Source organism: Isoptericola sp. NPDC057391 (assembly GCF_042668085.1).
In the GTDB taxonomy this organism is placed as follows: domain Bacteria; phylum Actinomycetota; class Actinomycetes; order Actinomycetales; family Cellulomonadaceae; genus Isoptericola.
The window spans coordinates 1-11,808 of sequence record NZ_JBHVBO010000137.1 but is presented as its reverse complement, the minus strand read 5'-3'; the positions used below and the strand labels follow the sequence as shown (position 1 = coordinate 11,808).

At 75.1% G+C, this 11,808-nt stretch carries 13 protein-coding genes; 2 read left to right on the top strand and 11 right to left on the bottom strand.

The annotated features are described in order from the left end of the window. Positions 1 to 25: 25 nt before the first annotated feature. From ACFUVW_RS15605 to ACFUVW_RS15555, 11 genes are all read right to left on the bottom strand, one after another. Positions 26 to 1,081: an iron-siderophore ABC transporter substrate-binding protein gene (locus ACFUVW_RS15605; protein ID WP_430572241.1), complete on the bottom strand. Its 1,056-nt coding sequence runs from the start codon at positions 1,079 to 1,081 to the stop codon at positions 26 to 28. A gap of 63 nt (positions 1,082 to 1,144) precedes the next feature. Then, entirely contained in the window at positions 1,145 to 2,035 is an 891-nt protein-coding gene (locus ACFUVW_RS15600; protein WP_430572240.1) for an ABC transporter ATP-binding protein, read from the bottom strand. Further along, on the bottom strand, positions 2,032 to 3,105 hold the full coding sequence (locus ACFUVW_RS15595; protein ID WP_430572239.1) for a FecCD family ABC transporter permease: 1,074 nt from the start codon (positions 3,103 to 3,105) through the stop codon (positions 2,032 to 2,034). The genes ACFUVW_RS15600 and ACFUVW_RS15595 overlap by 4 nt, the downstream gene beginning before the upstream one ends. Position 3,106: 1 nt before the next feature. After that, positions 3,107 to 4,153, bottom strand: coding sequence for a FecCD family ABC transporter permease (locus tag ACFUVW_RS15590; RefSeq protein ID WP_430572238.1), 1,047 nt, complete (start codon positions 4,151 to 4,153; stop codon positions 3,107 to 3,109). Next, positions 4,150 to 4,716, bottom strand: a complete 567-nt coding sequence (locus tag ACFUVW_RS15585) for a DedA family protein (protein ID WP_430572237.1) — start codon at positions 4,714 to 4,716, stop codon at positions 4,150 to 4,152. The genes ACFUVW_RS15590 and ACFUVW_RS15585 overlap by 4 nt, the downstream gene beginning before the upstream one ends. 33 nt (positions 4,717 to 4,749) lie before the next feature. Beyond that, complete coding sequence (locus tag ACFUVW_RS15580; protein ID WP_430572242.1) at positions 4,750 to 5,142, bottom strand: Fur family transcriptional regulator; 393 nt, start codon at positions 5,140 to 5,142, stop codon at positions 4,750 to 4,752. A 44-nt stretch (positions 5,143 to 5,186) separates the two neighbouring features. Then, a complete protein-coding gene (locus tag ACFUVW_RS15575; RefSeq protein WP_430572236.1) occupies positions 5,187 to 6,128 on the bottom strand; it encodes a metal ABC transporter permease in 942 nt (313 codons plus the stop codon). Continuing rightward, complete coding sequence (locus ACFUVW_RS15570) at positions 6,125 to 7,000, bottom strand: metal ABC transporter ATP-binding protein (protein WP_430572235.1); 876 nt, start codon at positions 6,998 to 7,000, stop codon at positions 6,125 to 6,127. The genes ACFUVW_RS15575 and ACFUVW_RS15570 overlap by 4 nt, the downstream gene beginning before the upstream one ends. Next, positions 6,997 to 7,989, bottom strand: coding sequence for a metal ABC transporter solute-binding protein, Zn/Mn family (locus ACFUVW_RS15565; protein ID WP_430572234.1), 993 nt, complete (start codon positions 7,987 to 7,989; stop codon positions 6,997 to 6,999). The genes ACFUVW_RS15570 and ACFUVW_RS15565 overlap by 4 nt, the downstream gene beginning before the upstream one ends. Positions 7,990 to 8,050: 61 nt before the next feature. Continuing rightward, positions 8,051 to 9,280: an RNA polymerase sigma factor gene (locus ACFUVW_RS15560; RefSeq protein WP_430572233.1), complete on the bottom strand. Its 1,230-nt coding sequence runs from the start codon at positions 9,278 to 9,280 to the stop codon at positions 8,051 to 8,053. A gap of 3 nt (positions 9,281 to 9,283) precedes the next feature. After that, positions 9,284 to 9,670, bottom strand: a complete 387-nt coding sequence (locus ACFUVW_RS15555) for a YciI family protein (protein WP_430572232.1) — start codon at positions 9,668 to 9,670, stop codon at positions 9,284 to 9,286. A gap of 199 nt (positions 9,671 to 9,869) precedes the next feature. Here ACFUVW_RS15555 and ACFUVW_RS15550 point away from each other — a divergent pair, with 199 nt between their 5' ends. Next, positions 9,870 to 10,220, top strand: coding sequence for a YciI family protein (locus ACFUVW_RS15550; protein WP_430572231.1), 351 nt, complete (start codon positions 9,870 to 9,872; stop codon positions 10,218 to 10,220). Between the two features lie 150 nt (positions 10,221 to 10,370). Next, positions 10,371 to 11,762: a glycine--tRNA ligase gene (locus tag ACFUVW_RS15545; RefSeq protein ID WP_430572230.1), complete on the top strand. Its 1,392-nt coding sequence runs from the start codon at positions 10,371 to 10,373 to the stop codon at positions 11,760 to 11,762. Positions 11,763 to 11,808 lie beyond the last annotated feature (46 nt).

Here is an 11,808-nt window from a genome sequence, read left to right as displayed (position 1 = left end):
GGTTTCGACGTGCGACGGGCGGGGGTCAGCCGCCGAGGGTGTCGGCCATGGCGTCGACGAGGGCGGGGAAGCCGTCCTCCCAGTACACCGACAGCGCGGTGGGCGGCGACACGGCCGACACCTCCGGCGGGCCGACGACCTTGACGACCTGGCCCGCCTTGACGGCCGGGATCGCCTGGAGGTCCTGGTTGTCGTCGAAGGCCTGCGCGGCCTCGTCGCTGTAGGCGTAGGCGACCACGAAGTCCGAGTCGAGCTTGTCGAGCTCCTCGTACGACAGGTCGTAGTAGAAGCTGCCGTTCGAGCTGTCGAGCTCGCTCACCGACGGGGCGTTCTTCACCCCGAGGCCCTCGAGGAAGGTGGTCCGGGCGTCCAGCGGGGTGTAGACCGACACGATGCCCTTGGTCGGGTCGTCGACGATCGCCGCGAACGTCTTGCCCGCGAACTCGGGGTGCTCGGCGGCCTTCTCGGCGACGAAGTCGTCGATGTCGCCGAGCACCTGCTCGCCGGCGTCGGAGCGGCCGAGCGCCTCGGCCGTGAGCGTGATGGTGTCCTGCCACGTCGTGGTCCACGGGGCGTCCGGGTAGGCGACGACGGGGGCGATGTCGCTGAGCACGTCGTACTGCTCCTGGGTGAGCCCGGAGTAGGGGGCGACGATGAGGTCGGGCTTCGCCTCGACGAACTCCTCGTAGGGCACCGTGGCACCGCCGTCGGGGTCGGACAGGACGGCGGGCTTCTCGATGCCCTCCTCCTCGTACGCGTCCTCGACCCAGGGGAGCAGGGCGTCCTCGCCGACGGTGAAGATCTGCTCGGCGACCGCGACGGGGTAGACGCCCGCCGCGATGGCGGCCTCGGTGGAGCCCCAGCCCCACGTGGCGACGCGCTGCGGCGCCTTCTCGATCACCGTCTCGCCGAGCGCGTGCTCGATCGTGATCGGGAACTCGTCGGTCGGCTCGGACCGGACGTTGCCGGAGGCGGCCGACGGGTCGCTCTCCGGGGCGTCGTCGGAGGCGCAGCCGGCGAGGGTCAGGGCGGCCGTCGCCGCGAGGGCGGTGGCAGCGGCGAGAGGACGGCGAAGACGCACGGGTTCTCCTCGGTGTGCTCGCGCCGGCGGCGCGAGAGGAACGGTAGGTGAGGCGAGCCTAACCTATCTCGGGTCGCGGTCGTGCGTCCGCCCGAGGGGGACGACGAGTGGCGTTCCCGACACCGGGTCCGGCACGACCTGCGCCCGCAGGCCGAACGCCGCGTGCACCGAGGCGGCCGTGAGGACGTCACCGGGGCGGCCCTCGGCCACGACCTGCCCGGCGCTCATCACCACCAGGTGCTCGGCGTACCGGGCGGCGAGGTTGAGCTCGTGCAGCACCATGACGACGGTGGTGCCGCGGGTGCGGTTCAGCTCGGTCAGCAGGTCGAGCAGGTCGACCTGGTGGGCGAGGTCGAGGTAGGTCGTGGGCTCGTCGAGCAGCACGACGTCGGTCTCCTGCGCCAGCACCATCGCGATCCACACGCGCTGCCGCTGGCCGCCCGACAGCTCGGCGACGGGCCGGTCGGCGAGGTCGGCGACCCCGGTGGCCTCGAGGGCGCGCAGCACCGCGCCGTCGTCCGTGGAGCTGTGCCGGCCGAACCAGCCCTGGTGCGGGTACCGGCCGCGGCCCACGAGCTCCGCGACGCGGACGCCGTCGGGCGCGATCGACGACTGCGGCAGCACGCCGACGCGCTTCGCCAGCTCCTTGCGGGACAGCCCGCCCACGTCCTCGCCGCCCAGCGTCACGCGGCCGCCGTCGAGCGGGTGCAGGCGGGCCAGGCCGCGCAGCAGGGTCGACTTGCCGCAGGCGTTGGGGCCGACGATCGCCGTCACGCGGCCGGCGGGGAGCTCCAGGTCGAGCCCGTCGATCACGCGACGCCCGTCGTAGCCGAGGCTCACGCCGTGGGCGCGCAGCGTGACGTCCGGCGCGGCCTCGCGGGCCGTGCCGCCCTTCGGGCCCGGCGTCGCGTCGGGACGCGCGGGCGGCGCGGTGGGCCGGTGCACGTCGGTCATGCGAGTCTCTTCCTTCGGTCGGTGGCCAGGAGCCACAGCAGGTAGGGGGCGCCGATGAGGCCGGTCACGATGCCGGTGGGCGCCTCGAGGCCGAACAGCAGGTGCTGACCCACGACGTCCGCTGCGAGCACCAGGACGGCGCCGGTGAGCACCGAGACGGCGAGCGCGGCACCGCCGTCCGACAGCAGGCGGCGCGCGATCGCGGGGGCCACGAGGGCGACGAACGCGAGCGGGCCGACGAACGACGTCGCGACCCCCACCAGGCCGACGGCCAGCAGCAGCGACGTCACGCGGGCGGCGTCGACGGGGACGCCGAGGGCGCGTGCGTTGTCGTCGCCGAGGGCGAGCGGGCCCTGCCACCGCGAGACCGCGGCGATGCCGGCGCCGAGCACCAGGGCGGACGCGGCGAAGGTCACGAGGTCCGTGCCGCGCACGTCGGCCACGCTCCCGACCGTCCACACGAGCGCGGACTGGGCGGCCCTGATCTCGACGCTGGCCAGCAGCCAGGCCAGCAGCGACGAGCACAGGTACGCGAAGCCGACGCCGACCAGGACGAAGCGGATGGAGTGCAGCCCCTGGCGCCACGCGAACAGCCAGATCGCCAGGGCGACCAGCAGGGCGCCGACGAACGCGGCCCCGGACACGGCCAGGCCGGTGAGGCCCAGCACGAGCATCGCCGTGACGGCCCCGAGGCTCGCGCCGCTGGCGATGCCGAGGATGTCGGGGCTGGCGAGCGGGTTGCGCAGGGTGGTCTGGAACATGGCGCCCGCGAGGCCGAACGACGCGCCCGCGAGGACGGCCGTCTCGATGCGGGGCAGCCGCAGGCGCTGCACGACGAAGAGGTCGCCGTCCGAGCCGACGCCGAACAGGGCGGCGAGGGCCCGCCCGGGCGCGAGCGAGGCCTCGCCGAGCGTCAGCGCGAGGGTCGCGAACGCCACGAGCAGGACGACGAGCGACGCGACCACGAGCGTGAGCCGCCGGCGTCGACGGCGGCGCAGGGCGGCGACGGGGTCCGCGGGGGCGACGGGGGTGCCCGGGTCCGCGGGGCGGGCGGCGAGGTCGGCGGTCATCTCACACCCCCGCCACGGTCCGGCCGCGGGCCACGGCGACGAGGACGGGGGCGCCGATCGCGGCGGCGACGACGCCGGCCTCGAGCTCGGAGTGCGGCAGCACGAGGCGCCCGATGACGTCGGCCCCGAGCAGCATCACGGGGCCGAGGACGGCGGTGAGCGGCACGATCCAGCGGTAGTCCGTGCCGACCAGACGGCGGGCGGCGTGCGGCACGGCCAGCCCGACGAGGGCGATGGGGCCGGCCAGCGCCGTCGCCGTGCCTGCGAGCAGGATGACGGCGACCGCCGTGAGCCCCCGCGTCACCCCGACCCGCTGGCCCAGGGCGGAGGCGACGTCGTCGCCGAGCGCGAGCATGGACAGGCGGTGCGCGAGCGCCCCCGCGAGCACGACGCCGACGGCGACGAACGGCCACAGCACCGCGAGGGTCTCCGTGCTGCGGCCCGTGAGAGAGCCCACCGCCCAGAACCGGTACATGTTGAAGGCTTCCGGGTCGCGCAGCAGCACCAGGGTGATCAGGGGCGTGATGAGCGCGGTGACCGTGGCGCCGACCAGGGCGAGCTTGACCGGCTGACCGGCGCCGATGGAGAAGACCAGCAGCGCGGCGGCGGCGGTGCCCGCGAACGCGAACCACACGAACCCGAGCGGGGAGGCCACCCCGAGCATGGACACGGCGATCACGACGGCGAGCGACGCCCCCGAGTTGAGCCCGAGCAGGCCGGGGTCGGCGATGGGGTTGCGCGTGACGCCCTGCACGAGGGTGCCCGCGATGCCGAGGGCCGCGCCGGCGGCGAGGCCGATCAGCGTGCGCGGCACGCGCTGGTCCCGCACGACGTCGTGGTCGACGTTGCCCGCGACCGGGTGGGTGAGCGCCTGCCAGACGGTCGCGACGTCGATGTCGCGGACGCCCAGCGCGAGGCTCGCCAGCACGACGGCCGCCAGGATCACGAGGGCGGCCAGGACCACCAGCAGGCGCCCGCGCGCCCGTCGCGCGACGAGGGCGGACGCGGGCCGGGCGGCCGGGGCGACGGCCGTGGTGGTCGCGGTCACGAGGCGTCCTCGGTCGCGGCCGCGACCGTCCGGTCGGCGGGCCGGCCCGCGGGCCTGCGCCGGGTCAGGCGGTAGGCCACCCAGGAGACCAGGGCCACCGCGCCGAGCCCGATCGCGACGAGCGTGACGGGGTGGCGCAGGCCGACCGCGATCGCCGCGTTGACGGCGGCGGTGCCGATCGTCGTCCAGATGCCCGCCCACACGGCGCAGCCGGCGAGCAGGGCCGCGAGGTAGCGTCCGAAGGGCATGCGCAGGTAGCCGGCGGCGAGGTTGACCAGGGTCTGCACCCCCACGGTGAAGAACGACAGCGTCACCGCGGGCGGGCCCCAGCGGTTCACGCGCTCGACGACCGCCGCCGCGCCCGGGCGGGCCAGCGCGTCGGCGACCCGCCCGCGGGCCGTGCCGCGGGCCACGCCGCGCCCGGCCCAGTAGGTGGCCTGCGCGCGCACGAGCACGATCCCGAACGCCGCCGCGTACACGACCCAGAACGGCACGCCGGCGATCGTGAAGACGCCGGTGGGTTCCTCGGCGGCCGCGGCGAGCGCGGGAGTGGTCAGGTGCACGGGAACATTGTGCCCGACTGAGGTATGCCTGCCCTAATTCGAGCGGTCGTCCGCTGCCCGGCAGGCGGAGCAGGTGCCCCACAGCTCCACGGTGTGCTCGATGTCGGCGAAGCCGTGCGCGGCGCCGACCGACGCGGACCACTGCTCGACGGTCGGCCCGTCGATCTCGACGGCGCGCCCGCAGGCGCGGCACACCAGGTGGTGGTGGTGCTCGCGCCGGGCGCAGCGCCGGTACAGGCTCTCGCCGTCCTCGCTGCGCAGGACGTCGACGTCGCCGCCGTCGGCCAGGGCCTGCAGCGTCCGGTAGACGGTGGCGAGGCCGACGGCGTCGCCGCGGGCGCGCAGCAGCTCGTGCAGCTGCTGGGCGCTGCGGAACTCGTCGGTGTCGCCGAGGGCGTCCGCCACGGCGGCCCGCTGCCGCGTCATCCGCGGCGGAGCGACGGTCCGGGCGGTGCGGGACGTGGTGTCGTTCACGGCGTGCACTCCTCCTGAGGTGCGCCCCGGCCGGCGCCGGCCGGGGAGACGGCGACGTCGTCGGGGATGTCGGGATGCGGGTCGACGGGGGTGCTCCGGCGGGCGAGCAGCGGGTGCAGCGCGGCGACCACGGCGTAGACGCCGATCGCGAGCACGACGATGAGCGCGCCCGGCGAGACGTTGTGCCAGTAGGTGATCGACAGCCCCGTGACGCAGACGACGACCCCGATGACCGACGCCACGAGCATCGTGCGCCGGAACGACCTCGTGACGAGCTGGCCGATCGCGACCGGCACGATCATGAGCGCCGAGACGAGGAGCAGGCCGACCACCCGCATCGCGACCGTCACGGTGAGCGCGGCGAGCACGGCCACCGCCATGTTCAGGGCCCACACGGGCAGCCCCGACGACATGGCGAACTCCTCGTCGTGGCTCACCGAGAAGAGCGCAGCGCGCAGCCCGAGCCCGATGAGCAGGATGAGGCCGCACAGCGCCACGGTGACCCAGACGTCGGACAGCGTGACCGACGAGATGGAGCCGAACAGGTACGCCATGAGGCTGCCGGACGAGCCGCCCGCCAGCCCGATGAGCAGCACGCCGCCGGCGATGCCGCCGTAGAACAGGATGGCGAGCGCGAGGTCGCCCGACGTGCGCCCGCGGCGGCGCACCACCTCGATGAGGACCGAGCCGGCCACCGCGGCGACCACCGCGCCGGGCACGGCGAGCACGTCGTCGGGCACCAGGCCCATCGCCGCGCCGACGAGCCAGCCGAGCGCGACGCCGGTGAGCGCGACGTGCCCGATGCCGTCGCCCAGCAGCGCGAGGCGCTTCTGCACCAGGTACGTGCCGACGACGGGCGCGCTGACGCCCACCAGCAGGGCCGCGACGAGCGCCCGCTGCATGAACGGGTCGGTGACCATCTCCCACAGGCCGCTCATCGCGCCACCTCCTCGTCGGTGTCGTCCGGTCGGTCGAAGGGCCCCTCCGCCAGGCGCACGTTCTCGGGGTGCTGCACGGTGCGGGGGTGAGCGTGCGGGTGCACGTGCTCGTGCGCCTCGCCGCCGTGCCCGGGCTGCGGGCGGGGCGGGGCGCCGTCGTGCACCACCCGCCCGTGCCGCAGGACGACGCACCGCTGCACGAGCGGGGCGAGCTCGCCGAGCTCGTGCAGCACCACGAGCACGGTCATGCCGTCGGCCACGAGGCGCGTCATCGTGGCGGCGAACGCCTCCTGGCTGGGCCGGTCGACGCCCGCGACGGGCTCGTCGAGCACGAGGAGCTCGGGCCGGCGGACCAGCGCGCGGGCGATGAGCACGCGCTGCTGCTGGCCGCCGGAGAGCTGGTGGGTGGCGTAGCGGGCGCGGTCGGCGAGGCCGACCAGGTCGAGCGCGTCGCGCACCTGGGCGCGCCAGCCCCGCGGCAGCCGGAGGCGCCGGCCGTGCAGCAGACCGGAGGCGACGACCTCGGCCGCGGTCGACGGCACGCCGGCGGCGGCGCTGACGCGCTGCGGCACGTAGCCGACGCGGGACCAGGGGACGGCGTTGCCGAGCGCGTGACCGAACAGGTGCACGCTGCCCGCGGCGGCCGGCAGCACGCCGACCAGCGTGCGCACCAGCGTGGACTTGCCGGAGCCGTTGGCGCCGAGCAGCGCGACGACCTCGCCGCGCCGGACCGTGAGGTCCACCCCGCGCAGGACGGGGCTGGCGCCGAGACGCACGTGCACGTCGCGCGCCTCGATGGCCGGCACGGCGTCGTCCGACGGCGGCGGGGGAGTGCCCGCCCCGCTCGAGGAGTCGGTGACGAGGGTGCTCATGAGCACTGCAGCCCTTCGGTGAGAGCGGCCAGGTTGTCCTGCATGACCGAGACGTAGTCGGCCCCCGCGGCGGCCGCGTCCTCGGACAGCCCCTCGAGCGGGTCGAGGACGGCGGTCGTGACGCCGATGTCGCTCGCGAGGGTCTCGGCCACCTTGGGGCTGGTCAGCGTCTCGGTGAAGATCGTGCTGACGTCGTTCTCCTCGACGATGGCACCGACCTCGCGCAGCCGCGCGGGGGAGGGCTCCGCCTCGGGGTCGAGGCCGACGATGCCCACCTGCTGCAGGTCGTAGCGCTCCGCGAGGTAGCCGAACGCCTCGTGGGAGGTGACGAGCGTGCGCGACGCGCACTCCTTCAGGCCCCCCGCGTACTCGCCGTCGAGCTCCTCGAGCGACTTCTCCAGGGCGCGGGCGTTCTCCGCGTACGTGGCGGCGTGCTCGGGGTCCGCCTCGCCGAGCGACGCGGCGACGGCGTGGCCGACGTCGATCACGCGCGTCGGGTCGAGCCAGAAGTGGGGGTCCATGGCGTCCTCGGCGTGGTCGTGCCCCTCGTGCTCGCCCTCCTCGGCGTGCGCGTCCAGCTCCTCCTCGAGCTGGTCGGCGGCGGCGTCCTCGCCCGTCGGCGTGCCCGGGTGGTTCTCGAGCGTCACGACGTCGCTGGTGTCGACGACGTGCTCGGGCGACTGCGTCTCGACGGCCTCGTCGACCGCCGTCTGGAAGCCGGAGGAGTACACGACGAGATCCGCAGTGCCGATCTCGCGCACCTGGGCGGGGGAGAGCTCGAGGTCGTGCGGCTCCGCCGCCGGCGGCGTGAGGTTGGAGACGGTGACGAGGTCGCCGCCCACCTGCTCGGCCACGTACTGCAGCGGGTAGAACGACGCGAGCACCTCGAGCGTGCCGTCGGACCCGCCGTCGTCGGTGGAGCACCCGGCGAGCACGGCGGGCAGGGCGAGGGCAGGCAGGGCGGCGAGGGCCGCGCGTCGGCGAAGCATGAGAATGATTCTCAGGAGATTGAGAACCGTTGTCAACTCGTCGCCCTCCAGCGGGGGATGCTCAGCCGTCGCCCCGCGTGCCGGCTCGGCGGGCCTCGAGGTGGGCGCGGACGACACGGTCCGAGGTCAGCCCGACCGCTCGGTCGTAGGCGGCCGCCGCCTCGGCGGCCCGGCCCAGGCGGGCGAGGAGGTCGGCCCGGACGGCCCAGGCGGGCTGGAAGCGGGCGGTGCTGTCGCCCAGCAGGTCGAGGGCGGCGAGCCCGGCCGCCGGGCCGTCGGTCTCGGCGACGACGGCGGCGCGCGCGACCGCGCCGCCGAGGGACGGAGCCACCTGCTGGAGCGCGTCGTGCAGCCGGCGCAGCGCGGCCCAGTCGGGCGGCGCGCCGGGCAGGCGGGCGCAGTGCACGGCCTGGACGGCGGCCTCGAGCTGGAACCGGCCCACGGTGCGGCGGGCGTGCGCGGCGCGCAGGTGCGCGCGGGCGCGGGCGATCCGGTCGCCGTCCCACCGGGCCGGGTCCTGCTCCGTCAGCGGGACGAACCGGCCCTCGGCGTCGGTCCGTGCGTCGGCGCGGGCGGACGACAGCAGCACGAGGGCCGCCAGGCCGCGCACCTCGGGGTCGTCAGGAACGAGCTGGGCCAGCACCTCGGCGAGGCGCAGGGCCTCCGAGGGCAGGGGGCGAGGCTCGGCGTCGGCGGTGGCCCACTCCACGACGTACGCGCCGTAGACGGCCTCGAGCACGTCGGCCATGCGTGCGGGCAGCACCGTCCGGTCCGGGATGGCGAACGGCACCCCGGCGTCCTTGATCCGTCGCTTCGCGCGGACCAGCCGGGTGGCCATCGTCGCGGCGGGGACCGAGAACGCGGGGGCGACCTGCGCGGCCGTGAACCCCAGCACGGCGGTGAGCATGAGCGGCGTGCGCGCCACCGGGTCCACGGCGGGGTGCGCGCACGCCAGCATCAGCTCGAGGCGCCGGTCGCCGACGGCGTCCGGGTCGACGTCGTCCAGGCGCGCGGGCGCGTGCCGCTCCGGCACCAGCGGCGTGGTGCGCCGCACCTCCGCCGACCGGTGCCGGTCGCGCAGGCGGCGGCGGGCCACGGTGAGCAGCCAGCCCGCGGGGTTGTCGGGGACGCCACCCGCCGGCCAGGTGCGCAGGGCGCGCTCGAGCGCGTCGCCGAGGGCGTCCTCGGCGGCCTGCAGGTCGCCCGACCCGGCGGCCAGCAGCGCGACGAGGCGGCCGTAGCCGTCCCGTGCGGCCGCGGCCGCCGCGTCGTAGGCGGGTCCGTCGGTCACGGGCTACTCGGCGGGGCCGTGCCCGGTCCAGGCCCCGTCGACGATCGACGTCGCGACCGGGCGCACCTCGACGGAGCCGTACGTGGCGCCGGGGCACTTCTCGGCCCACGCGACGGCGACGTCGAGGTCGGGGACGTCGATGACGAAGACGCCGGCGAGCGCCTCCTTCGTCTCCGCGAACGGGCCGTCCTGCACCTGGGTGGCGCCGGTGCGGCGCGTGACGGTCGTCGTCGCGTGGGAGAACTGCAGGACGTCGGCGCCGACCAGCACGCCCGCGCCCACCAGGGCGTCGGCGTAGTCCTGGAAGAGCCGTTCCATCTCGGCGATGCCCTCCGCGGGGACGTCGCCGGGGGCGGGCTCGGGGTTGTGCAGCAGCAGGGCGTAACGCATGGGTCTCTCCTTCGGTCCCAGTCCTCATGGTGACCGCCCGGGGGCCGGGCGACACCTCCATGACGATCGAGCCGCACTGGATTCGTCACCGGTCGTCACCTGTCGCCGACGCGCGGCCTTTCACCCTCGCGACGGGGGCGGCGGGCTCCGTACCCTGGCGGCAGCGGCCGCCCGGGGGCGGCCCGGGCGGGAGGCCCCGATGCGATTCGACGAGCTGGTGCTGGTCCGGCTGGTGCGCCCGGACGACTGGGGGCCGCTGCCGGAGGACGAGGAGCTGCAGGTCCAGGACGCCCACCTGGCCGCGGTCGCGGACCTGCACGACCGCGGCCTGCTGCTCGCGGCGGGCCCGGCGGGCGGCCCGGACGAGCGGGTGCGCGGCTTCGCCGTCATGACGTGCGGCCTCGAGGAGGCCCAGGAGGCGTGGGCGGGGGACCCTGCCGTGCTCGCGGGCCGGTTCGTGGCCGAGTGCACGGCCTGGCTGGCGCCGGCCGGCATGGTCGTCGCCGGGCCGGGCGCCCCGCCGCGCTCGGTGGCCGAGGCGGAGGGCTGAGACCCGCCCCGGGGCGGTGAGCGGCCCCGGTAGGCTGGGGGCACCGCAGCCGGTCGACGTCGGCCTCCGACATGCCGACGTCCAGCCGCTGCGGCGTTCCCCGCACCGGCCCCACGAGCCACGTGGCGGCCCGACACCCAGGAGTGATCCGTGGCAGCACCGTCCCCGACCGCCAAGCTCGACGCCGTCGTCTCCCTCGCCAAGCGGCGAGGTTTCGTGTTCCAGTCCGGCGAGATCTACGGCGGTACGCGCTCCGCGTGGGACTACGGGCCCCTCGGCGTGGAGCTGAAGGAGAACATCAAGCAGCAGTGGTGGCGCGCGATGACGCGCCGCGACGACGTCGTGGGCCTCGACTCCGCCGTCATCCTGCCCACGCCGGTGTGGCACGCGTCCGGCCACCTCGGCGCGTTCAACGACCCGCTGACCGAGTGCCTCTCCTGCCACAAGCGGTTCCGCGAGGACCACATGGTCGAGGAGTTCGAGGAGAAGAAGGGCCGCGCCCCCGAGGGCGGCCTCGCCGAGATCGCCTGCCCCAACTGCGGCACCCGCGGGCAGTGGACCGAGCCGCGCGACTTCAACATGATGCTCAAGACGTACCTCGGCCCCGTCGAGGACGAGTCCGGCGTGCACTACCTGCGCCCGGAGACGGCGCAGGGCATCTTCGTGAACTTCTCCAACGTTGCCGCCGCGTCGCGCAAGAAGCCGCCGTTCGGCATCGCGCAGATCGGCAAGTCGTTCCGCAACGAGATCACGCCGGGCAACTTCATCTTCCGCACCCGCGAGTTCGAGCAGATGGAGATGGAGTTCTTCGTCAAGCCCGGCGAGGACGCCGAGTGGCACCAGTACTGGATCGACACCCGGATGGCCTGGTACACGGACCTCGGCATCGACCCCGAGAACCTGCGCCTGTACGAGCACCCGGCCGAGAAGCTCTCGCACTACTCCACCCGCACGGTGGACATCGAGTACCGCTTCGGTTTCGCCGGTGGCGAGTGGGGCGAGCTCGAGGGCATCGCGAACCGCACCGACTTCGACCTCAGGACGCACTCGGAGCACTCCGGCAAGGACCTGTCGTTCTTCGACCAGGCGTCGAACGAGCGCTGGCTGCCGTACGTCATCGAGCCGGCCGCGGGCCTGACCCGCTCGCTCATGGCGTTCCTCGTCGAGGCGTACGCCGAGGACGAGGCGCCCAACACCAAGGGCGGCGTCGACAAGCGCACCGTGCTGCGCCTGGACCCGCGCCTGGCGCCGGTCAAGGCCGCCGTCCTGCCGCTGAGTCGCAACGAGGCCCTGTCGCCCAAGGCCCGCGACCTCGCCGCGGAGCTGCGCCAGAACTGGAACGTCGACTTCGACGACGCGGGCGCCATCGGCCGCCGCTACCGCCGCCAGGACGAGATCGGCACGCCGTTCTGCGTCACCGTCGACTTCGACACGCTCGACGACGACGCGGTGACCATCCGCCACCGCGACACCATGGCGCAGGAGCGGGTGGCCCTCCCCAAGGTCACCGCGTACCTCGCGGAGCACCTCGCCGCCTTCTGACGGGACCCGACGAGACCCGGCCGGGACGGCCGAAGGGGCCCGGTCC